Source organism: Streptodolium elevatio (assembly GCF_040649515.1).
In the GTDB taxonomy this organism is placed as follows: domain Bacteria; phylum Actinomycetota; class Actinomycetes; order Streptomycetales; family Streptomycetaceae; genus Yinghuangia; species Yinghuangia elevatio.
On the sequence record NZ_JBEZFP010000019.1, the window covers coordinates 38,326 to 59,448 of the forward strand.

The 21,123-nt window shown below is 70.8% G+C and carries 19 protein-coding genes and 1 riboswitch; of the genes, 11 read left to right on the top strand and 8 right to left on the bottom strand.

Annotated elements, in window-relative coordinates; translation table 11 throughout:
- Nucleotides 1-7 precede the first annotated feature (7 nt).
- The 7 genes from AB0C36_RS10200 to pstB all read left to right on the top strand — a co-directional run bounded on the left by AB0C36_RS10200 (nt 8) and on the right by pstB (nt 9,107).
- A complete protein-coding gene (locus tag AB0C36_RS10200) occupies nt 8-2,200 on the top strand; it encodes an RNA degradosome polyphosphate kinase (protein WP_358352051.1) in 2,193 nt (730 codons plus the stop codon).
- Nucleotides 2,187-3,680: a CHAD domain-containing protein gene (locus AB0C36_RS10205; protein ID WP_358352053.1), complete on the top strand. Its 1,494-nt coding sequence runs from the start codon at nt 2,187-2,189 to the stop codon at nt 3,678-3,680. The genes AB0C36_RS10200 and AB0C36_RS10205 overlap by 14 nt, the downstream gene beginning before the upstream one ends.
- Nucleotides 3,668-4,636 (top strand): NUDIX hydrolase, encoded by a 969-nt coding sequence (locus tag AB0C36_RS10210; RefSeq protein WP_358352056.1) that lies wholly within the window; start codon nt 3,668-3,670, stop codon nt 4,634-4,636. Before AB0C36_RS10205 ends, AB0C36_RS10210 begins: the two co-directional genes overlap by 13 nt.
- Nucleotides 4,637-4,939: 303 nt before the next feature.
- Complete coding sequence (gene pstS, locus AB0C36_RS10215) at nt 4,940-6,088, top strand: phosphate ABC transporter substrate-binding protein PstS (RefSeq protein WP_358352059.1); 1,149 nt, start codon at nt 4,940-4,942, stop codon at nt 6,086-6,088.
- Nucleotides 6,089-6,124: 36 nt separating this feature from the next.
- The gene (gene pstC, locus AB0C36_RS10220; RefSeq protein WP_358352062.1) at nt 6,125-7,168 is read left to right on the top strand and encodes a phosphate ABC transporter permease subunit PstC; all 1,044 of its coding nucleotides are present in this window, start codon (nt 6,125-6,127) and stop codon (nt 7,166-7,168) included.
- The gene (pstA, locus tag AB0C36_RS10225) at nt 7,165-8,235 is read left to right on the top strand and encodes a phosphate ABC transporter permease PstA (RefSeq protein ID WP_435839018.1); all 1,071 of its coding nucleotides are present in this window, start codon (nt 7,165-7,167) and stop codon (nt 8,233-8,235) included. Before pstC ends, pstA begins: the two co-directional genes overlap by 4 nt.
- Nucleotides 8,236-8,330: 95 nt before the next feature.
- Entirely contained in the window at nt 8,331-9,107 is a 777-nt protein-coding gene (pstB, locus tag AB0C36_RS10230; RefSeq protein ID WP_358352065.1) for a phosphate ABC transporter ATP-binding protein PstB, read from the top strand.
- Nucleotides 9,108-9,322: 215 nt separating this feature from the next.
- Here the strand turns inward: pstB and AB0C36_RS10235 are convergent, their stop codons facing one another.
- The gene (locus tag AB0C36_RS10235) at nt 9,323-10,324 is read right to left on the bottom strand and encodes an inorganic phosphate transporter (protein ID WP_358352068.1); all 1,002 of its coding nucleotides are present in this window, start codon (nt 10,322-10,324) and stop codon (nt 9,323-9,325) included.
- Between the two features lie 3 nt (nt 10,325-10,327).
- On the bottom strand, nt 10,328-10,948 hold the full coding sequence (locus tag AB0C36_RS10240) for a DUF47 domain-containing protein (RefSeq protein WP_358352071.1): 621 nt from the start codon (nt 10,946-10,948) through the stop codon (nt 10,328-10,330).
- Between the two features lie 418 nt (nt 10,949-11,366).
- On the opposite strand from AB0C36_RS10240, the gene AB0C36_RS10245 reads away from it, so the two are divergent.
- Nucleotides 11,367-11,741, top strand: a complete 375-nt coding sequence (locus tag AB0C36_RS10245; protein WP_358352074.1) for a metal-sensitive transcriptional regulator — start codon at nt 11,367-11,369, stop codon at nt 11,739-11,741.
- A gap of 114 nt (nt 11,742-11,855) precedes the next feature.
- On the opposite strand, the gene AB0C36_RS10250 is transcribed toward AB0C36_RS10245, so the two are convergent.
- The 5 genes from AB0C36_RS10250 to AB0C36_RS10270 form a co-directional block, all read right to left on the bottom strand.
- Nucleotides 11,856-12,095 (bottom strand): hypothetical protein, encoded by a 240-nt coding sequence (locus AB0C36_RS10250; RefSeq protein ID WP_358352076.1) that lies wholly within the window; start codon nt 12,093-12,095, stop codon nt 11,856-11,858.
- A gap of 318 nt (nt 12,096-12,413) precedes the next feature.
- Nucleotides 12,414-13,277: an SCO4651 family lipoprotein gene (locus tag AB0C36_RS10255; RefSeq protein ID WP_358352079.1), complete on the bottom strand. Its 864-nt coding sequence runs from the start codon at nt 13,275-13,277 to the stop codon at nt 12,414-12,416.
- A 284-nt stretch (nt 13,278-13,561) separates the two neighbouring features.
- A complete protein-coding gene (locus AB0C36_RS10260) occupies nt 13,562-14,323 on the bottom strand; it encodes a GntR family transcriptional regulator (protein ID WP_358352082.1) in 762 nt (253 codons plus the stop codon).
- Nucleotides 14,324-14,452: 129 nt separating this feature from the next.
- Nucleotides 14,453-15,280 (bottom strand): hypothetical protein, encoded by an 828-nt coding sequence (locus AB0C36_RS10265; RefSeq protein WP_358352085.1) that lies wholly within the window; start codon nt 15,278-15,280, stop codon nt 14,453-14,455.
- Nucleotides 15,281-15,604: 324 nt separating this feature from the next.
- Nucleotides 15,605-16,258 carry a phosphatase PAP2 family protein gene (locus AB0C36_RS10270; RefSeq protein ID WP_358352087.1) on the bottom strand — a complete coding sequence of 218 codons (654 nt, stop codon included), beginning with the start codon at nt 16,256-16,258 and terminating at the stop codon, nt 15,605-15,607.
- A gap of 520 nt (nt 16,259-16,778) precedes the next feature.
- A riboswitch (cyclic di-AMP (ydaO/yuaA leader) is annotated at nt 16,779-16,958 on the top strand.
- 6 nt (nt 16,959-16,964) lie between these two features.
- On the opposite strand from AB0C36_RS10270, the gene AB0C36_RS10275 reads away from it, so the two are divergent.
- A complete protein-coding gene (locus tag AB0C36_RS10275) occupies nt 16,965-18,257 on the top strand; it encodes a transglycosylase family protein (RefSeq protein WP_435839020.1) in 1,293 nt (430 codons plus the stop codon).
- A gap of 182 nt (nt 18,258-18,439) precedes the next feature.
- Here the strand turns inward: AB0C36_RS10275 and AB0C36_RS10280 are convergent, their stop codons facing one another.
- Nucleotides 18,440-18,838 carry a hypothetical protein gene (locus tag AB0C36_RS10280; protein WP_358352092.1) on the bottom strand — a complete coding sequence of 133 codons (399 nt, stop codon included), beginning with the start codon at nt 18,836-18,838 and terminating at the stop codon, nt 18,440-18,442.
- Nucleotides 18,839-18,932: 94 nt separating this feature from the next.
- On the opposite strand from AB0C36_RS10280, the gene AB0C36_RS10285 reads away from it, so the two are divergent.
- Together AB0C36_RS10285 and AB0C36_RS10290 are read left to right on the top strand one after the other, a co-directional pair.
- On the top strand, nt 18,933-19,289 hold the full coding sequence (locus tag AB0C36_RS10285) for an ArsR/SmtB family transcription factor (protein WP_358352095.1): 357 nt from the start codon (nt 18,933-18,935) through the stop codon (nt 19,287-19,289).
- Between the two features lie 175 nt (nt 19,290-19,464).
- Nucleotides 19,465-20,754 (top strand): MFS transporter, encoded by a 1,290-nt coding sequence (locus AB0C36_RS10290; protein WP_358352097.1) that lies wholly within the window; start codon nt 19,465-19,467, stop codon nt 20,752-20,754.
- Nucleotides 20,755-21,123 lie beyond the last annotated feature (369 nt).

A 21,123-nucleotide genomic window follows, 5' to 3' on the forward strand; every position in this document is an offset into this window, starting at 1 on the left:
TGATCAGATGACCGCCGATCTGCCCGCATCCGCCCGCACCCGCCACCTCGCGGTGGCCCCCGTACCCGAAGACGGCGACGGCTCGGCGAACCTCGTGGGTCCGGCGGTCGCCGTCGTCGGCGCGCGCGCCGACGAGACCGACCTGCCCGCCGACCGCTTCCTCGACCGCGAGGGCAGTTGGCTGGCGTTCAACGAACGTGTGCTCGAGCTGGCCGAGGACCCCACGACACCGCTGCTGGAGCGCGCCCGGTTCCTGGCGATCTTCGCGTCCAACCTGGACGAGTTCTTCATGGTGCGCGTCGCGGGTCTCAAGCGCCGCATCGCGACCGGCATGGCGGTACGCGCCGCGAGCGGCCTGCAGCCGCGCGAGGTGCTGGAGAGCATCTGGTCGCGCAGCCGCGGCCTGATGGCCCGGCACGCCACGTGCTTCCACCACGACGTCCTGCCCGCGCTCGCGGACGCCGAGATCGAGCTGCTGCGCTGGGACGACCTGACCGAGGGCGAGCACCAGTCCCTCTACACGCTCTTCCGCGAGCGCATCTTCCCGGTGCTGACGCCGCTGGCCGTCGACCCCGCGCATCCGTTCCCGTACATCTCGGGGCTGTCGCTCAACCTCGCGGTCGTCGTCCGCAATCCGCGCTCGGGCAACCAGCACTTCGCCCGCGTCAAGGTGCCCCCGCTGCTGCCCCGGTTCGTCGAGGTCTCCCCCGCGCGCTTCGTGCCGCTGGAGGACGTCATCGCGGCACATCTCGGCGACCTCTTCCCCGGCATGGAGATCCTGGGCCGCCACACCTTCCGGGTCACCCGCAACGAGGACCTGGAGGTCGAGGAGGACGACGCCGAGAACCTCCTCCAGGCCCTCGAACGCGAGCTGATGCGCCGCCGGTTCGGGCCGCCGGTACGCCTGGAGGTCGCCGAGACGATCGACCCGCACGTCCTCGACCTGCTGGTACGCGAGCTCGGCGTGGGCGAGAAGGAGGTCTATCCGCTGCCCGGCCCGCTCGACCTGACCGGGTTGCACGCGATCGCAGACCTGGACCGCCCGGAGCTGAAGTACCGCAAGTTCATCGCCGGGACCCACCGCGACCTCGCCGAGGTGGAGACCGCGCACTCCGCCGACGTGTTCGCCGCGATGCGCAGGCGCGACGTGCTGGTGCACCACCCGTACGACTCGTTCGCCACCTCGGTGCAGGCGTTCCTGGAGCAGGCCGCCGCCGACCCGCACGTGCTGGCCATCAAGCAGACTCTGTACCGCACGTCCGGCGACTCCCCGATAGTCGACGCGCTCATCGACGCCGCCGAGTCGGGTAAGCAGGTCCTGGTCCTGGTCGAGCTGAAGGCCCGGTTCGACGAGAGCAACAACATCGAGTGGGCGCGCAAGCTCGAGCAGGCCGGCTGCCACGTCGTGCACGGCGTCGTCGGCCTCAAGACGCACTGCAAGCTGTCGCTCGTGGTCCGCCAGGAAGGCGACACGCTGCGTCGCTACTGCCACATCGGCACCGGCAACTACAACCCGAAGACCGCGCGGCTGTACGAGGACATGGGCCTGCTGACCGTCGACCCCCAGGTCGGCGAGGACATGTCGAACCTGTTCAACCGGCTGTCCGGCTACTCGCGCGCGCAGACCTTCCGCCGCCTGCTGGTGGCCCCCCACTCGCTGCGCAACGGGCTCGTCGAGCGCATCCAGCGCGAGGTGGCCCACCACGAGCAGGGTCTGCCGGCGTACATCCGCCTCAAGTCCAATTCGATCGTCGACGAGACAGTTGTGGACGCGCTGTACCGCGCGTCGCAAGCAGGCGTACCGGTCGACCTGTGGATCCGCGGCATCTGCGCGCTGCGCCCGGGTGTACGCGGTCTCTCGGAGAACATCCGGGTGCGCAGCGTCCTCGGCCGCTTCCTCGAACACTCGCGCGTATGGGTCTTCGCGAACGGCGGCGAGCCGGAAGTGTGGATCGGCAGCGCGGATCTCATGCACCGAAACCTTGACCGCCGAGTGGAGGCCGCGGTACGTCTGAGCGGCCGACACCGGGACCAGATCGCCGAATTCGTCGACCTCGGCATGTCCGACGAGACCGCTTCATGGCATCTGGGCCCCGATGGGACGTGGACGCGGCACGCCACGGCCCCCGACGGCACCGTGCTGCGCGACGTGCAGGACCACCTCATAGAACTGAGGAGGCGACGGCGTGGGCCGGAGTGAACGGCAGGTCAAGGACGGCACCGACAGCGCGGAGACGACCGGGGGCGCAGGCACCGGAGACACCCGGAGCCCCCGGAAGAGCGACCGGACCGGCAGGTCCGGCGGAACCGACGGGAACGGCAAGACCGACAAGGCCGCCACGGGCGGCAAGGACTCCAAGGGCCCCAAGGGTCCCAAAGGCGCCAAGCCCGGGAAGGCCGACGGGGCGGGCGGCACCGAGAAGCGTCGGCGCACGGCCAAGAGGGCGGCCGAAGCGCTGAGCGTGAGTCCGGATGCGGCGGAGGCACCCGCCGCGCTGCCGAGTCCGGGTACCCCGGAGGCACTGCACACACCGAAGACGCCGGATGATTCGGCCGCGCCGAGCGCTCCGAATCCCGAGGTTGCCGCCCGGCTCCCCCGGCCCAGGTCCGATCCGGACGCCCCACCGCGCGCGGACACAGAGCCCGCGATTGCGGAGCCTGCGGTTACCGAGCCCGTAGTCGCGGGGCCCGCGGTTACCGAGCCCGCAGTCGCGGACCCCGCAGCCCTGGAACCGCCTTTCGCCCCCGTGTCCTTCCCGCCACGCACCGCGGGCGACGTACTCCTCGACCACCTGCGCGCGGAGGCGGCCGAGTTCCTGGCCCAGGCGCCGCGCGTACGCGAAGGCGGCGAGGACGCGGCGCACCGCATGCGGGTCGCCGCGCGCCGCATGCGCAGCGCGCTGCGTACCTGCAAGTCGCTGGTCGAACCGGGGCCCGCGCAGGCGCTGTCACTCGAACTGCGCTGGGCCGCCGACTCACTGGCCGGCGAACGCGACAACGAAGTTCTGCTGGAACGCCTGCTCGCGGCCTTCGAGACGCTGCCGGCGCGTTCCGGTACGCCTCGTGCCCGCGCCGCGGTCGAGCGCCGCCTGCGCGGCGGACTCTCGTCCGGCCACACCACGGCACTGCGCGCCATCGACTCGCCGGACTTCCGCACACTCGGCGAGCAGCTCTCCGAGCCGGGACTCGGTCTGGAGTTCACCCGCCAGGCCGCCCGGCCCGCCGCCAAGACCGTGCCACGGCTTGCGGCCAAGGCGTTCCGCATCCTGGCGACCGGCGCGGAGGCACTGCCTCTCGCGCACGCCGCCGTCGCGTACAACACCCCCGTCCCATTGTCGGGCGAGGACGACGAGGCGTGGCACCGCGTGCGCATCCTGGGCAAACGGGCCAGGTACGCCGCCGACCTGTGCGCACCCGAGTTCGGCGCCTCGGCGAAGAGCCTGGCCAAGCGCATGAAGGCGGTCACCGAGTCGCTCGGAACGCACCAGGACGCCGCACTCGCGGCAGAGGTGGTCCGCGAACTGGCGTTGTCACCGCGTCTCGGCGGGGCGGCGGCGTTCGTCCTGGGCGAGTTGTACACGGTGCAGCGTTTCGCCGTCGCCGAGGCGCGCTTCACCTTCGCCTCGGTGTGGCCGCCCTTGCGCGATCGGCTCGACGAGGTGGAGCTGTGGGGCTCCTGAGCGGACTGGGGCGGTCGGCCGACCCACCCTCGCCCGAGCGGCTGCGCACCCCGGTGCACGCCGCCGGGGCCGTGCTGTGGCGACCCGCGGAACGCGGCGGGCGTGCCGGTGCCGGTGCCGGCATCGAAGTCGCGCTGGTCCACCGCCCCAAGTACGACGACTGGTCCCTTCCCAAGGGCAAGGTCGAGTCCGGCGAACACGCCGCGGCCGCGGCGGTGCGCGAAGTCGGCGAGGAGACCGGCTTCGCGTGCGCGCTCGGCCGCGAGCTGGGAGTGCAGTCCTATGCGGTCGGGGAGCGCCTGAAGCTGGTGCGCTACTGGGCCGCCGAGGCACGCGGCGGGCGGTTCACCGCCAATCGGGAGGTGGACCGCATCGCGTGGCTGTCGCCGGACGACGCGGGCACGCTGATGTCGTACGGCCGCGACGTCCAACTGCTGGTGTCGCTGACCTCCCGGCCGCACGCCACCGCGCCGGTGATCGTGCTGCGGCACTGCGGCGCCGTGGCCCGTACGAGCCACCGCGACGGCGACGCCGACCGGCCGCTGACCGCCGCCGGCCGCCTGCAGGCGGCCGCACTCGGCGACATCCTGGCGGCGTACGGGCCGGCCGCCGTGCTGAGTTCGCCGTCGCTGCGCTGCCTGGAGTCGGTGGACCCGTACTGCCGCCGCGCGGGCGTCGCGGTCGAGGTGGTGCCGGCGCTGTCCGAGGAGGGCCACGCGGACCGGCCGGACGCGGCCGGCGAACTCCTCAAGGTGCTCGTCGCGCAGAGCGCTCCGGTGATCATCTGCACGCACCGCCCGGTGCTGCCGTCGCTGCTGCGCTCGGTGGGGCGGGCGGGGCAGCCCGGGAGGGACCCCAACGAGCTGCTCCTGCCCGGCGAATTCCTGGCCTTGCACACCGCGGCCGGAGTCGTGGTCGCGGCGGATCGTCACGCCCCGTATCCGACGGAGCGGTGAGTGTCGGAATGACCGCCCGGCGGTCAAGAAACGGACACAGCGGGCGGAACGGTGGGCCCGACAACTTTGAACTCCCCGTTAACGCCTTCTGACATTTCCGATAAACCCGCAGGTCAGAGCACTGCCATCAAGTCAGTTGGGGATGAAACGCGCCCGCGGGCTGATCGTCTGATGGCCCGCCTGTGTTCATGCCGGGTTCACTTTCCCCCGCCGTTCGCTTCACACGTGCGACCTAACGTCGGCATCGACGGTGACCGACGTGGTCATCGCAGAGGCTCTTTGAAGCAACCGGAAGGAACAGCCGTGACCACTCGGCCCCGACTCGCCCGGCGCGGCACCGCGTTCGCCGCGATAGCCGTCGCCGGCGCGCTCACGCTCACCGCCTGCGGCTCTGACGACAACGACACGGCGGACAAGCCGAGCGCGAACGGCACGACGGGCGCCGGGTCGTCCTCCGCGCCCGCCGCGAACCTCACCTGCGGCTCGGGCACGCTCGCCGGCGCCGGCTCGAGCGCGCAGAAGAACGCCATCGACGAGTGGGTCAAGCGGTACCAGCAGAAGTGCTCGGGCACCACGGTCGACTACCAGTCGAGCGGTTCGGGCGCCGGCCGCCAGTCGTTCTTCGACAAGCAGATCGCCTTCGCGGGCTCCGACTCGGCGCTCAAGGAGGAGGAGGTCGCCAAGGGCGCGGCCGCGTGCGGCGGCACCCCGGCGATCAACCTGCCGATGGTCACCGGCCCGATCGCCGTCGCGTACAACCTCCCCGGCGTGAAGGACCTGGTCCTCGACGCCAAGACCATCGCCGGCATCTTCTCCGGCAAGATCACCAAGTGGGACGCGGCGGAGATCAAGGCGCTCAACCCGAGCGCGCAGCTGCCGTCCTCGGCGATCCAGACGGTGCACCGCTCCGACAAGTCGGGCACCACCGAGAACTTCACCAAGTACCTCAAGGCCGCTGCGCCCGCCGACTGGACGGCCGAGCCGTCGCAGGACTGGCCCACGCAGGACGGCCAGTCCGCCAAGGGCTCCGAGGGTGTCGCGACCGTCGTCAAGGGCGCCAGCGGCGCCATCGGCTACATGGAGGTCTCGTTCGCCGAGAACAACGGCCTCGGCATCGCGGCCATCAACACCGGCGCCTCCGCCCCGGTGAAGCTGACCCCCGAGGCGGCGGGCAAGGCCGTCTCGGCCGCGAAGGTCGAGGGCCAGGGCAACGACCTGAAGCTCAAGCTGGACTACGCCACCAAGGCCGAGGGCGCGTACCCGATCATCCTGGTGACGTACGAGATCGTCTGCGAGAAGGGCAACGCGGCGGACAAGCTCCCGCTCGTCAAGTCCTTCCTGACCTACACCGCGAGCGAAGAGGGCCAGGCGATCCTCGCCGACAACGGCTACGCGCCGCTCCCGGCGGAGATCGCCACCAAGGTCCGCACCGCGGTCGCAAGCCTGTCCTGATCCGGCACCGCCCTGATCGACAGTCACGGAGAAGAGATGTCCACCTCCACTACGCCGGAGCCGCGCGACACCGACGTGCGCGGCTCCGGTCGGCGCCGGGGCCCGTCCGACAAGGACGCGCACGGCACCGACGTGAAGTCCGCCAAGCCCCGGGTACGCCTGGGCGACCGGGTGTTCAGCGGCTCGTCCCGCGGCGCCGGGATCCTGCTCCTGGTGATCATGGCCGCGATCGCGGTCTTCCTGGTCACCGAGGCGCTGGACGCGCTGGGTGACAACCAAGGCAACTTCCTCACCGACTCCTCGTGGGTCACCGACGGCAGCAAGCCCGCGTTCGGCGTCGCCGGGCTGGTGACGGGCACCGTCATCAGCGCCGCGATCGCGATGCTGCTGGCGGTGCCGGTCGCGGTGGGGGTGGCTCTTTTCATCACGCACTACGCCCCGCGGCGGGTCGCGCAGACGCTCGGCTACATCGTCGACCTGCTCGCCGCGGTGCCCAGTGTGGTCTTCGGCCTCTGGGGGCTGGTGTTCCTGTCGCCGAAGCTGCTCGGCCTGCACACCTGGCTGAGCGACTACCTGGGCTTCATCCCGATCTTCGACAAGGACGGCGCCGGGGCCACCGCCCGCACGCTGTTCACCTGCGGCATCATCCTGGCGATCATGATCCTCCCGATCATCGCCGCGGTCACCCGCGAGGTCTTCCTCCAGGTGCCGCGCGCGCACGAGGAGGCGGCGCTCGCGCTCGGCGCGACGCGCTGGGAGATGATCCGCACCGCGGTCCTCCCGTTCGGCAAGCCGGGCATCATCTCGGCGTCGATGCTGGGCCTCGGCCGGGCGCTCGGCGAGACCATCGCGGTCGCCATGGTGCTGTCCAGCAGCCAGGAACTCGTCTACAAGATCCTGGACCCGGGCGGCAACACCATCGCCGCGAACATCGCCAACCAGTTCGGCGAGTCCAACGAACTCGGCCGCGGCGCGCTCATCGCGTCCGGCCTCGTGCTGTTCCTCCTAACGCTGCTGGTCAACGGTGCGGCGCGGGTCGTCATCAACCGGCACAAGGAGTTCTCGGGGGCCAACGCATGACCATCACCAAGACGGACGTCACCGCGCCCCCCGCGGAATCGGGCCCGCTCAACCTGACGCGGCGCAGCATGCCGAACTGGATCCCGTGGGCCCTCGGCGCCGCGGCGGTCGCGGTCGGCCTGCTCACCAAGGCCGTGCAGGGCAACTGGGCCCTCGCCGGCGGGTACGCCGGGCTGTTCTTCATCGTCGGCGTGACCGTCGCGTCCTGGCGCATGGAGGACCGCCGCCGCGCCAAGGACCGGCTCGCCACGAGCCTCGTCTACGGCGCGTTCGTGGTCGCGATCGTCCCGCTGATCTCGATTCTCGGGTACACGATCCAGGAGGGCTTCCAGGAGCTCTCGCCGTACTTCCTGTCGCACTCGATGCGCGGCGTCGGCCCGCGCGACGACACCGGCGGCATCTACCACGCGATCATCGGCACCCTCGAACAGGTCGGCCTGGCCACCCTGATCGCCGTACCTATCGGCCTCATGACGGCGATCTACCTGGTCGAGTACGGCACCGGCCGGCTCGCCCGGGCGATCACCTTCTTCGTCGACGTCATGACGGGCATCCCGTCGATCGTCGCGGGCCTGTTCGTCTACTCCTTCTGGATCATGGTCCTGGGCTTCAAGGCCTCCGGCTTCGCGGGCTCGCTGGCCCTCATGATTTTGATGCTCCCGACGGTCGTCCGCGCCGCCGAGGAGATGCTCAAACTGGTGCCGAACGAACTGCGCGAGGCCAGCCTCGCGCTGGGAATCCCGAAGTGGCGCACGATCCTCAAGGTCGTCCTGCCCACCGCGCTCGGCGGCATCATCACCGGCATCATGCTGGCGATCGCCCGCGTCATCGGTGAGACGGCCCCGCTGCTGCTCCTGGTGGGCACGGCGCAGTCGATCAACACGAACCCGTTCGACGGCTGGCAGAGCTCGATCCCGCTCTACGTGTTCGAGCAGAACCACGCCGGCAACCAGTTCTCGCCCGCCCGCGCGTGGGCCGGCGCGCTCACGCTCATCATCATCGTCATGGTGCTGAACCTGGTGGCGCGTCTGATCGCCCGCTGGAAGGCCCCGAAGGCAGGACGATGACCGTGGCGAAATCCCCGATACCTTCCCAGGCAGTCCCCGCCCGGAAGACAGCAGCAGTTCCGACCCCGGGCAGCGGCGCCCGTGACGAGGCAGGCATGACCAAGCGCATCGAAATCTCCGGACTCAGCGCCTACTACGGCACCAACAAGGCCGTCGAGGACATCTCGATGACCATCGAGCCCCGGACGGTCACGGCGTTCATCGGCCCCTCCGGCTGCGGCAAGTCGACGTTCATCCGCACGCTCAACCGCATGCACGAGCTGATCCCCGGCGCGCGGGTCGAGGGCTCCGTGCAGTTGGACGGACAGAACCTGTACGGCCCGGACGTCGACCCGGTCGCGGTGCGCCGCACGGTCGGCATGGTCTTCCAGCGGCCGAACCCCTTCCCGACCATGTCCATCTACGACAACGTCGCGGCGGGCCTCCGGCTCAACGGCACCAAGAAGAAGGCCGACCTCGACGTGGTCGTGGAGCGCTCGCTGCGCGGCGCGAACCTGTGGAACGAGGTCAAGGACCGGCTGGGCAAGCCCGGTTCGGGCCTGTCCGGCGGCCAGCAGCAGCGCCTGTGCATCGCGCGCGCGATCGCGGTGGAGCCGCAGGTGCTCCTCATGGACGAGCCCTGCTCGGCGCTCGACCCGATCTCGACGCTGGCGATCGAGGACCTGATCGCGCTCCTGAAGGAGCGGTACACGATCGTCATCGTCACGCACAACATGCAGCAGGCCGCGCGCGTGAGCGACCGTACGGCGTTCTTCAACCTCGCCGGCCCGGGCCAGCCCGGCCGCCTGGTGGAGATCGGCGACACGGAGAAGATCTTCTCGTCGCCCGAGGTCGAGGCGACGGCCGACTATATTGCCGGCCGTTTCGGCTGAGCACGCACCTGGTGACGCTGTCGCCGGCAGTGTGCGGGCGCGGCCGTTTCGGCCGAGCCCGGTATCGAGAAGGACCACGAGGCGAGCGAGTACCGGGCATGACATGCGCGAGGGGCGGTTCCCGTACGGGGACCGCCCCTGTGTGGTGCGTGGTGGTTTTGCGATGCTTCGCGGCTTTGCGTGGCCCGGCGGCTTCGCGGGGTGCCGCGGCGGGCCTACAGGAAGATCACGTCGAGCAGCGCGTACGCACCCGCCGAGACCAAGGCCGCGGCGGGGATGGTGAGCACCCACGCCGTCACGATGTTGCCCGCGACACCCCAGCGCACCGCGGACAGGCGCTTGGTGGCGCCGACGCCGAGGATCGACGAGGTGATCGTGTGCGTCGTCGAGACCGGCGCGTGGAACACGAACGCCGTGCTGTAGAGCACGCTCGCGGCCGTCGCCTCCGCTGCGAAACCACGCGGCGGGTCGAGTTCGATGATGCGGCGGCCGAGGGTGCGCATGATGCGCCAGCCGCCGGCGTACGTACCCGCGCTGATCGCGAGCGCGGCCGAGACCGTGACCCAGAACGGCACGTCGTAGTCGGTCTGGTAGCCGCCGACGACGAGGGCCATGACGATCAGGCCCATGGTCTTCTGCGCGTCCTGGAGCCCGTGGCCGAACGCCATGGCGGCCGCGGAGATGGTCTGCGCGACGCGGAACCCGCGCGTCACCTTGTGCGGGTTGCGGCGCCGGAAGATCCACAGGATCGCCACCATGAGCAGGTACGCGAGGGTGAAGCCGATGAGCGGCGACACGATCATCGGGATGACGACCTTGTCGACGACGCCGTCCCACTTGACGGTCTGCGACGCCGCGAGCGCGGCGCCGACCAGGCCGCCGATGAGCGCGTGCGTGGACGACGACGGCAGGCCGAAGTACCAGGTGACCATGTTCCAGGTGATCGCGCCGACGAGTGCGGCGGCCACGATCACCAGGCCTTGGTTGCCGTCGGGGGCGTCGATGATGCCTTTGCCGACGGTTTTCGCCACTTGCTCGCCGGCGAACGCGCCGGCCAGGTTCATCACGGCCGCCATCGCCAGCGCCGCCCGGGGCGTGAGCGCCCGGGTCGACACCGAGGTGGCGATGGCGTTCGCCGCGTCGTGGAACCCGTTGGTGTAGTCGAACGCCAGAGCGATCACGACGATCGCAATGGTCGCCAGCAGAACGAGGTCCACCGGTCAGGACTCCTTGACCGTGATGGTCTCGATCGTGTTCGCGACGTGCTCGAATCCGTCCGCCGCCTCTTCGAGGGCATCCACGATGCCCTTGAGCTTGAGCACCGTCAGCGCGTCGTACTTGCCGCTGAACAGGTGCGCGAGCAGCTTGCGGTGGATCTGGTCGGCCTGGTTCTCGAGTCGGTTGATCTCGATCCAGTACTCGGTCAGGTCCTTCATGGTGCGCAGCCGCGGCATCGCCTCGGCGGTCAGCTCGGCGGCGCGTACGAGCACCTCGATCTGGTCCGCGATCTGCGGCGGCAGCTCGTCGAGCTGGTAGAGGACGACGAGGTCGACGGCCTCGTCCATGTAGTCCATGACGTCGTCGATCTGGGACGCGAGAGTGTAGATGTCCTCGCGGTCGAACGGCGTGATGAACGACGAGTTCAGCTGGCGCAGGATCGCGTGGGTCGCGTCGTCGCCCGCGTGTTCGGCCGCACGCATCCGCTCGGCAATCTCCGGACGAGCGGAGATCTCGGCGCCGAGCAACTCGGTGAGGAGCTTGGATGCGGTGACCAGGTTGTTCGCCGCTGTGGCGAACATGTCGTAGAAGCTCGTCTCCCTGGGGGTCAGACGCAATCGCACAGAGATCTCCGGAATGAGGAATGCGGTCCCGACGATGCTAGGCGCTTGCCACTACCGGTAGACAATCCGGGTGAGTCGCGCTCGGCATGCCGGTACCCGGGCGTAACAAGCCGCACGCGCACCGCGACGAGCCCGCTCCGCATCGGAGGACCGGGAAAACCGGAAGAAGCCCCTCCGGGGCGGAACACGCCCGTCGCATGAGAAGAGTAGGCCGGATACGACCGTCCGGGTCACGTGGTTCCCCTCGGGGAGATCATGTAGTCCATGTCACATCGGCCGCGCGCCCGGCGGGTGCAGGGTGTGGGATGGGTATCGCGCGCTTGAGGCACGCGTGGCCGCAGTCCGATGGTCAGGGCGAATAGTGCGGTATTGGCACGGGATGCTTGCCGAAAATACCCCCCGGGGGTAAATTTGGCGCATGGACACCACGGTCGAAACCCACGCCACGGGCCCCGGCACCGGTCCCAGCCCTCAGGAGGGAGCGGACCACGGCAAGGGCCACAAGCACGCCGGACACGGCTACAGCCCGCGCAAGGACGAGCACCTCAAGCGCCTGCGCCGCGTCGAGGGCCAAGTGCGCGGTCTCCAGCGCATGGTCTCCGAGGACGAGTACTGCATCGACGTGCTCACCCAGGTCTCCGCGGCCACCAAGGCCCTGCAGGCGTTCGCACTCAGCATGCTCGAGGAGCACCTCGCCCATTGTGTCGCGCACGCCGTCGAGCAGGGCGGGCCGGAGGCGGACGCCAAGGTCAAGGAAGCGTCGCAGGCGATCGCGCGCCTGGTCCGGTCGTAGTCCCGCGGGTAGTGCCGGGGTAGTCCTTGCGTAGTCCCGGGTTGGTCCCGGGCGAGGGCCTTGGCCCGGGCGTGGCGCCGTGCGGTGCGGTGCGGTCGGTGCCGGGGCCGACCGTCAGCCGCGCGTACGACCGCCGCGGGTCTCCCCGCCGGCCGGGCGCTCCTCCACGGGCAGTGCCCACGGCACCGCGCGGGTGGTCGGGTGTGCCGTGCCGCCGATGCCCAGGACCGCGTCGATCTCCGCCTGGGTCAGCGGGCCTTCGCTCTGCGACGCCGCGATGATCAGTTCTCCGTAGAGTTCGATCTCGTCGAACACCACGAGGTCGTGCACGCGCACATCAGAGAACGGTGTCACCCACACCACCTCCTCGTTCGCTCCGGCGGGCGGGAACGTCCGCCCGTCCGGGCGCACCCAGCCTAGGCACCGCCGGGCGGGAGCGCATGACACGCATGGGCCATTTGCGCACCGCCCACGCCCGGGGGCGCGCTGGCTCGCCGGGCGGCGCGCCACCGGCGCGCGCGGGTGGTCCAGGCCTGTGGTCCGGGCGTCGCGTCGGCACCGCGGCATGCCGGACAGGAACCGTGCGCGGCAAGGGTGTTCGCGGCGGAGTGCGGCGAATGACGGCGCGGGCGGACGACGGCAAGGCAGCGACAAGACCGAGCTGACGCGACGTCAGGGCTTGCGTGTCGGGGGGACGACGGGGGCGGCGGGCGTGGCGGGGGCGACGTACAAGTCCTCGGGCCGGGGTGGCTGCACGTCGACGGAGACGCCGAAGTCGAACAGTTCCGCGGCCGAGATCACCTTCGCGGTCTGGCTCTTGTCCTTGCCTTTGCCGCCCTCGGAGGCGAGGTTGAACTCCTCCTGGACCTTGCGCAGCCGGCCCTGGTCGTCGAGGTACACCTCGAAGGGGATCGTCGGGCTCGCGAAGCTCTTGAGCGCGGCGGCAAGCGGCGCACGGAGATTCGGCGGGGTCTCGTCGTGCGCCTTCTTGAGGTCGAGCGTCCCCTTGTAGTGCCGCACTTGGTCGTTGCCGAACTTCTCGGTGCCGACCAGCACCACGTCGTCGTTGACGCCGCGCAGTATCTCGAACGACGTCGTCGGGTCGGCGCTGCCGCCGCTCAGCAGGTTGCCGTCGGCCAGACCCGCCACATCGATCCGCACCCACTTGTCGGGCGGTACGCCGGGGGCGGCGTTCTTCATGTAGAGCGCCTCGGGCGTGAGGATCTCCTGCAGCGGGCCGGTGATCCCGGAGTCCTCGGGGACCTGGAGGCTCACCGTGCCGATGCGGCGGCGGTAGTCGAACAGCCCCTCGCCGGTCAGCACCACGGTGCGGTCGCCGGACTGCATGGTCATGGTGGTCCGCGTACGCGAACTGCCCGCGTTGACGGTCGTCGCGGCGGCGGCGCGCACCGCGGCGACCGCCTCGGCCGAGCCGGCGGCGCCGGCGGGCCGGGCGTTGTCGCCCGTGTCCCCGCCGCACCCGGTCAGCCCCACGGCGCCCACACACGCACCGGTCAGCACGATCCGGAACTTCATCCCACGACTCCCAAAGCGGACGCTTGCACCCGACGTCGGCGCGGGTGCGCGCACGAGAGGCGCGGCACCGCTCAAGGGACGCAACGAGCGGCGGGGCGCGGGGACACGGGTGCGCGACGGGAAATTCCTCCGGACGGACCGATGTCGGCGGATCTCCGAATGCGCGCGTCGACGCCGTGGGGCGGTCGGGCGTCGGGGTGGTCGGGCGTCGGGGTGGTCGGCGCTGGGGCCGGATCGGGCGCTGGAGTGGTCAGGCGCGCGGCATTTGGACGTTGGGCTGCCGGTCAGGAGGCGCCGGGGCTGACGGCCGCGTGCGACTCGGGCAGCCCGGCCAGTTCCTCGGGCTCCATGCGGCGGGTCCAGATGAGGTGACGCTCCATCAACTGCGTGACAGCGTCCGGGTCGCGGGCCTCGATCAGGTCCAGCAACTCGTGGTGTTCGTCCGCGGCCTGGCCGACCTCGCCCCGCTCCAGCAGCGTGCGCAGGCGGTAAAGGCGCGCCTGGGACCGCAGTTCGACCACGATGCGGACCAGGCGCATGTTGCCGGACAGCTGCAACAGGCAGGTGTGGAACCGCTGGTCGGCGGCGACGTACTCGAGCGCGTCCCCGCGCTTCGCGGCGGCGACTATGTCGTCGGCGAGCGCGCGGAGGGTCGGCAGCGCGTCGGGGCAACCGGCGCGGGCGATCTCGGCGACCGTCGGCACCTCGAGGAGGCGGCGCAGGCGGTGGATCTCCTCGGCGTCCTGCGCGGACAGCGCCCGGACCCGGAACCCCTTGTTGCGCACGGGTTCCACGAGGCCGTCCTTGGCGAGGTCGAGCAGGGCCTCGCGTACCGGCGTCGCCGAGACACCAAAGCGGGTGGCGAGGCCGGGCGCCGAGTAGACGACGCCGGGGCGCATGTCGCCGGCGATCAGCGCCGCGCGGATCGCGCGGGCCACCTGCTCGCGCAGGCTCAGGCGTTCGCCCAGGCGTGCGGCGTCTGCTCCCGGATCGGCGCCTGGTTCGGCCCCGGGGTCGACCCTGTCCCCCGTGCCCGCCTCGTCCATGCCGCTTCAAGTCCCTCCGTGACACGGCGTGCGGTTCCCGCCGTGGAGGCGCCGCGCGGCCGGGGCCGGAGCGCCTCCACCAGACCGTACCCAACTGCGTGCGTACGGCGCAGCTTCGCGGGTGGCGGGTCAGCCGGCTCGGCGGCGGCGCGCGGCGACGACGGCGGTCGTACCGCCCGCGGCGAGCAGTCCCGCACCCGAGACGAGGAACGGCCACGTCGGCGATCCGCCGCCGGTACGGGCGAGTTCGGGCTGCGCGGAAGGCTGCGGGCTCGTACTGGGCACGGACGCGGCAGGACGGGTCGCGGGCGGCGCGGAGGTGGGCGCGACGGGCGTCGCGGTCGCCGTCGAAGGCGGTTCCGGGGTGCGCGGCCCGGGAGTTCCGGGGCGCGACGGGCACGCCTTCTCGCCGACCGTCAGATTCACCGGTACGGGTCCGGCGGGGAGCAGGTGGAGTTCGAGGGCGACGGCGCGTCCGGGGTATTGCGAGCCGATGCCGATCCAGCCGAGCGGCCCGAGGTCGATCTTGGGCAGTCCGGTGGACTTGACCTCGACGCCGATCGTGCGCAGCGCCTGGAGGGCGGCGACGGTGAGCGCGCCGCGTTCGCCGCAGGTGGGCTGGAGGAGTTGGAGGTCGACGACCTCGCGGAGCGCGGCTTCCACACGCTCCGCCTGCTCCTGGCCGTCGGCCCGGCCCGTCGGCCCTGCGTCTGCGGCGGCGGCAGGGGGCGGTGTGGTCGGCGCCGGGGTTGTGGTGGCCTGCGCGGGGGCCGCGCCCGCGAGGAGGGCGGCCAGCGCGGCGGCCGGGACGATTGCGGCGGCGGAGATGCGGGTGGCGGCGCGGGTACGGCTACGGGTGGTGGTGGTGGTGGTGCGGGTGCCGGCACGTCCGGCGGCGGGGGTGGGCTTGGCGGTTGCCCGGTGCGTACGGCGGCGTGCGGATGTCGGTGCGGACACGGCTGTGGACCCCTCGTCGTGGAGTGCGCGCGCCACGGGACGGTGGCCGCGCAGGAGCGACTGTCCGGGGAAACGGCGCGGAGGGGTGACGCCTCGGATGATGATCCGATGACCGGACGCGGGTGAGTCTGGCACCGAGGGCGCGCGGTTGGGCCCGGTTTCGGGAATCTTGACCCTTGCGGGCGGTGGCTCGTCGAGGGCGGGGTACGCCACGTCGGGCGCGATGTGCTGCGGGCGGCGGGGCGGCGTGCAGGCGCGCGGAGTGCGGTGCGCGGAGTGCGGTGCGCGGAGTGCGGTGCGCGGCGGGACGGTGCGAGCGGTGGGTCAGCCGGTCGGCTCCGCGACGACCAGCGGGCGCAGCGGTGTGGTCTCGACCCGGCGTACGACCGGCAGCAGGGCACGCAGGGCCAGCGGCGACAGCGCGAGCGCGACGAGGGCGCCGAGCGCGAAGCCACCCAGGATGTCCGTGGGGTAGTGGACCCCTACATAGAGGCGGGCGAACCCCTGAAGGACGGCGACGAGGACGGCAATAGCGCCGAGCCGCCGGTCGACCAGCAGCAGGGCGATCGCCAGGGACATCGTCAGCAGGGCGTGGTCGGAGGCGAAGGACGGGTCGTCCTTGCCCTGCACGAGGACCGTGACGTCGGGGTGGGTCAGGAAGGGGCGGGGCCGGTCGACCCATTCGCGCAGCGGCATGTTGGCCACCTCTGCGAGCAGGGCGGCGATCGGCGCCCAGATGAGCCCGGCGACGGCGACGTCGTGGTCGGGACGTCGGCGGGCCCGGAACCACGCGATGCCGAGGAGTCCGGCGAGGATCGCGAGGAGGCCGTACTCCCCCATGAACTCCATGAAGCCGTGCGCCCATGTGGTGTCCTCGGCGAGGCCGTTGACGCCTTGGAGGACATCGACGTCGATGTTGTCTCCGGCGGCGAGGGGCACCGCGGGCTCGGCCGCGGCGGGCAAGGCGTACACGGACACGGCAGGACCTCCCGAGAAATTCGTCCTTCAAGATCACGCTTGGGAGGTCTGCGCGGTTCCCGAACCGCGGGGATTCCCCTGATTGGGGCCCTGAGAGGGAGCTCGGCCGAGCGGATAATCCGGACGAATGATGGTAGAGCGCCTGTCAGGTCATCCGATCGAAGGAGATGCGCGCCGATGACCTGCCGAACAAAGCCCCATGTCGGACATTTCGGATCTTGCCTTCGGAATGTCGGCCAGGTCACACCAATTTGACGTTCGATCACCGTCCGTGCGCGAAGCGTGGTGGTTTTTTACAAACGGTCAGTGGAGCGGTACCGAAGGTAGGAATTCGGACACCTTCGGCCGTCCAAAAGTGACAAGGAGTGACGTCTTGCCCACCACAAAACGGACGTAAACCTGTTCTTACGATGAGTCGCTTGTGATCTCAGGATCTGTCTGCCTAACGTGCTCCGCGTCGGTCCCCACACCGACCCCTCTCACCGGAACGCCTAGTTCTGCCGCCGGTCGGGACGGGACAGCTGAGAAGCAGCCACGGCAGAAGCGGGGGAACCAGGTGTAACGCGCCGGACTGGTGACAAACCAGGACGGCTAGGGGTGAAGCCGTACCAGTGACCCTTTGACCGGGGTCGCCGCGGGCGGCCGGGCAACTCCAGCCCGAATCCGACAGCTCACCTCGCAGGCGTAGGAGAGGAAACGCTTCATGCTGTCCGGAACCGGGCGTCATCGCCGTACCCGTCTGTCCACGACCTCGCGCATCGCCGTCGCCGCCGGTGTCACCGGTGCCGCGATCGCCGCCCCGATCATCGGGGCGACCACCGCCTCCGCCGCGTCGGTGAGCACCTGGGACAAGGTCGCCCAGTGCGAGAGCACCGGCAACTGGTCCATCAACACCGGCAACGGCTTCTACGGTGGGCTGCAGTTCACCAACTCCACCTGGCGCGAGTTCGGCGGCACGCAGTACGCCGCGCGCGCCGACCTGGCCACCAAGGACCAGCAGATCGCGATCGCCGAGAAGGTGCTCGCGGGCCAGGGCCCCGGCGCCTGGCCGGTCTGCTCCGTCAAGGCGGGCCTGACCAAGAACAGCGGCACCCCCTCGATCGACACCGGCTCCACCGGCAGCTCGACCACCAAGTCCCAGAACGCCGCCCCGAAGAGCCAGTCCGGCTCGCAGCTCTCCGAGGACACCAAGTCCGAGGCGAAGACCGAGAGCAAGGCTCCCGCGTCCGCGTCGACCGGCAGCACCTCGTACACCGTCGTCGTCGGCGACACCCTCTCGAAGATCGCCGACGCCCAGCACGTCGACGGCGGCTGGGAGAAGCTGTACCAGGACAACCGCGGCGTCGTCGGCGGCAACCCGAACATGATCTACGCGGGCCAGAAGCTGGCCCTGGCCGGCGGCCAGGCCGCAGCCCCGCAGACCGGTGCCAAGCTCACCGAGGACACCAAGTCCTCCGCCAACACCGGCAGCACGAAGAACCAGGCCAAGAACCAGTCCGGCGCCAAGCTGAGCACCGACTCCGGCAGCTCGACCGCGAAGTCCGGCAGCACGGCCAAGAACTCGACCGACAACGCCACCGCGTCGTCGTCCTCCGCGTCGGGCTACACCCGTCCGGTCCCGGGCGCGCCGCACGGCTCGTACGGCAACTCGGGCTCGCTGTGGTCGAACGGCCACACCGGTGAGGACTTCTCCGCCGCGTCGGGCACCTCCGTCAAGGCGGTCACCTCCGGCACGGTCGTCAAGTCCGGCTGGGGCGGCGCGTACGGCAACGAGGTCGTCATCAAGCACGCCGACGGCAAGTACAGCCAGTACGGCCACCTGTCGTCCTCGTCCGTGTCGGTCGGCCAGCAGGTCTCGACCGGCCAGCAGATCGGTCTGTCCGGCTCGACCGGCAACTCGACCGGCCCGCACCTGCACTTCGAGATCCGCACCACCCCGAACTACGGCTCGGACATCAACCCGCTGGCTTACCTGCGCGCCCACGGCGTCAGCATCTGAGCCACACCAGACGCCCCGCGCAGTTGTGGGGCTGACGCGGGACAGCAGTAAAACCGACGCCCGGCCGGACTCCTCCGGCCGGGCGTCGCCGCGTCCGCACACCCGGGTCGCTGCGACCGGGTCCGCACATGGCTTGACCGGTCTGCCGAACGGCCTGACCGGTCCGGCAGTTCAGCGTGCATTCAGCTTGCGAGTGCCGCGCCGAAGCGCAGGAATCCGGCGACCTGCGGGGCGAAGGTGACGGCACCCTCGCCGACTCCCTCGCGTATACCGGCCGTCACTTCCGCGTCCGGCTCGCCGTACACCTCGAAGCTCTCGATGCGGCAGTGCTCCATCACCCCTTGAATGTACGGATCCGCGAGCCGCCAGTGCGTGCGGACCGCGTCCGAATCCCGGAACAACTGGAAACTGTGCGCGGTCATCGCCGGTTCGTCGACGAAGACTTCGACCATGAGCTGGGGTCCGTGGCGTTCGGCGAACCCGACGGCGTCGGCGACGGCTTTGCGGAAGCCCTCCAGGTGCCCGACGGTGATCCGCATCGTGTTGTGGAAGAGCAGGATGGCGTCGTTGTCGCTGTTCATGCGGACCATCCTTGAACTTGAAGCGAACTTGAGGTCAAGCCCTTCGGGTGCCGCAATCCACGGCCCTTCACGTCGCCCGCCCTACGATGAGCGCATGAGCTCGGGCCAGGACACCGCAGATGCGCACCGGTCGCACGAGCACGCCGACGGCGCTCGCCTCGATGCCGCGGTCTCCGTGCTCGCGCTGCTCGCGGACCGCACACGGCTCGCGCTGATGCGCGAACTCGCCGCGGGAGAAGCCGATGTGAGCACCTTGACCGAGGCGACCGGAGCGCCCCGTACCTCGGTCAGCCAGCACCTGGCCAAACTGCGCCTCGCCGGGCTCGTGACCGCCCGCAAGGACGGGCGCCGCGTCGTGTACGCGGTACGCCACGGGCATCTGCGCCGCCTCGTCGACGAGGTGCTGAGCGCCGCGGACCACCAGATCCGCGCCCTGCCGCCGCACGACTGAGCAGCGGTCCCGGCTGCGGGCACCGGTCTCCGAGGGTGCGCCCAGCGCTTGGCCCAGCGCCCCGTTGCCCCCGTGCGTTCGCCGCGGGCCCACCTATGACATGTGCACACGTATGCACATGTTGCCTTATGCTGAACGGGCCACCTCGCTCCCACCGGAATGAGGCCCCCGCCCCATGCCGACGCCGCTGCGCAACCGCACCTACCGCCGCCTGTTCACCGCACAGGTGATCGCGCTGGCGGGCACCGGGTTGGCGACGGTCGCACTCAGCCTGCTGGCGTACGACATCGCCGGGTCGGACGCCGCGGCGGTCCTCGGCACCGCGCTGGCGATCAAGATGGCCGCGTACGTGACCATCGCCCCGGTGGTCGGCGCAGTCGCCGGCCGGCTCCCGCGCCGCGCGCTGCTCGCGGCCATGGACGTCGTGCGTGCCGGAATCGCGGCCGCGCTGCCGTTCGTCACTCAGGTGTGGCAGATCTACCTGCTGATCTTCCTGCTCCAGGCGGCGTCCGCGGCCTTCACCCCGACGTTCCAGGCGACGATCCCCGAAGTCCTGCGCGAGGAACGGCAGTACACGCGGGCTCTGTCGATGTCGCGGCTCGCGTACGACCTGGAGAGCCTGCTCAGCCCGGCGCTCGCGGCCGGGTTGCTCGCGGTCGCGTCGTACGACTGGCTCTTCGCCGGGACAGTCGCCGGCTTCGCGGCGTCGGCGGCGCTCGTCGTCTCGGCGGCCCTCCCCAAACCCACGCCCGCCGCCCCGGTCGCTCACGCCGGCGGCGTCCGCGCGAAGGCGACGGCCGGAGCGCGGCTGCTGTGGGCCGTCCCGCGCCTGCGCGCGTTGCTCGCCCTCGACTTGGCGGTGGCCGCGGCAGGTGCGCTCGTCTTCGTCGACACGGTTGTCGTGGTCCGCGACCACTTCGGGCGGTCGGCGGGATCGGTGTCGCTGGCGCTCGGGGCGTACGGCGCAGGCTCGATGGCCGTCGCGCTGCTGCTCCCCCGTCTACTCGAACGCCTCGGCGACCGCCGGGTCATGCTGTCCGCCGCGTACGCGTTCCCGGTCCTCCTCGCCGCGTCGGCGGCGCTGACCGCCACCGCGTGGGCCGGCCGCGGCGCGTGGCTCGCCCTGCTCGGCACCTGGGCGGCGATCGGCGCCGCGAGTTCGGCGGTGCTGACGCCCGTCGGGCGGCTCGTCCGGCGGTCGGCGCGCGATGCGGACCTGCCCGCCGCGTACGCCGCGCAGTTCTCGCTCTCGCACGCGTGCTGGCTGCTCACGTACCCGCTCGCGGGGTGGCTGGCCTCCGAGGCCGGACTCGCGGCGACAGCAGCTGGATTGGGGGCCATCGCGCTCGTCGGCGCCGTCGCGGCCGCTCGCGTCTGGCCGGCCTCCGACGACCGGCACGGCGGCCGGGATCTCGCGGTCGCCGGCGAACGCCGGGAGTTGCCGCAATCGCGCATTGCCGCGTGACGAGGGGTTGCGGCGCGCACGCGAGGTAAAAGACGTACGTTGCGCCGTACCGCCTCGCCCGAATTCGCCGCGGATAGTGCCGGCCCGTGAAATACCCCGGTCCGGCAGTCCTCCGGCAGCCCCATCCGGCAGCCAGAAGCGAACGGTCGCAAAACGGGGGCGCCGTGCGGGCCAAACCGCCGCAAAACGAAAGGCAAGGAGGAATGTTCTCTCCTTGCCACTCTCAACTTATAGCGCATGGGGGGCCTTGCGGCAAGGCCCCCTTCGTACCGCAGAATCGCAGGCCGAAGCCGGAACCTGGGGAAATGGGAGATTCACGACGTGCGTGCGTTGTCGTCGGATTGCCGCTCGTGCAGCGATGCCGAAGCG

Coding starts and splice junctions, on each gene's coding strand:
- AB0C36_RS10200 (WP_358352051.1), top strand. CDS start 8: ATGACCGCCGATCTGCCCGCATCCGCCCGCACCCGCCACCTCGCGGTG.
- pstC (WP_358352062.1), top strand. CDS start 6,125: ATGTCCACCTCCACTACGCCGGAGCCGCGCGACACCGACGTGCGCGGC.
- pstA (WP_435839018.1), top strand. CDS start 7,165: ATGACCATCACCAAGACGGACGTCACCGCGCCCCCCGCGGAATCGGGC.
- pstB (WP_358352065.1), top strand. CDS start 8,331: ATGACCAAGCGCATCGAAATCTCCGGACTCAGCGCCTACTACGGCACC.
- AB0C36_RS10245 (WP_358352074.1), top strand. CDS start 11,367: ATGGACACCACGGTCGAAACCCACGCCACGGGCCCCGGCACCGGTCCC.
- AB0C36_RS10255 (WP_358352079.1), bottom strand. CDS start 13,277: ATGAAGTTCCGGATCGTGCTGACCGGTGCGTGTGTGGGCGCCGTGGGG.
- AB0C36_RS10260 (WP_358352082.1), bottom strand. CDS start 14,323: ATGGACGAGGCGGGCACGGGGGACAGGGTCGACCCCGGGGCCGAACCA.
- AB0C36_RS10280 (WP_358352092.1), bottom strand. CDS start 18,838: ATGAACAGCGACAACGACGCCATCCTGCTCTTCCACAACACGATGCGG.
- AB0C36_RS10285 (WP_358352095.1), top strand. CDS start 18,933: ATGAGCTCGGGCCAGGACACCGCAGATGCGCACCGGTCGCACGAGCAC.
- AB0C36_RS10290 (WP_358352097.1), top strand. CDS start 19,465: ATGCCGACGCCGCTGCGCAACCGCACCTACCGCCGCCTGTTCACCGCA.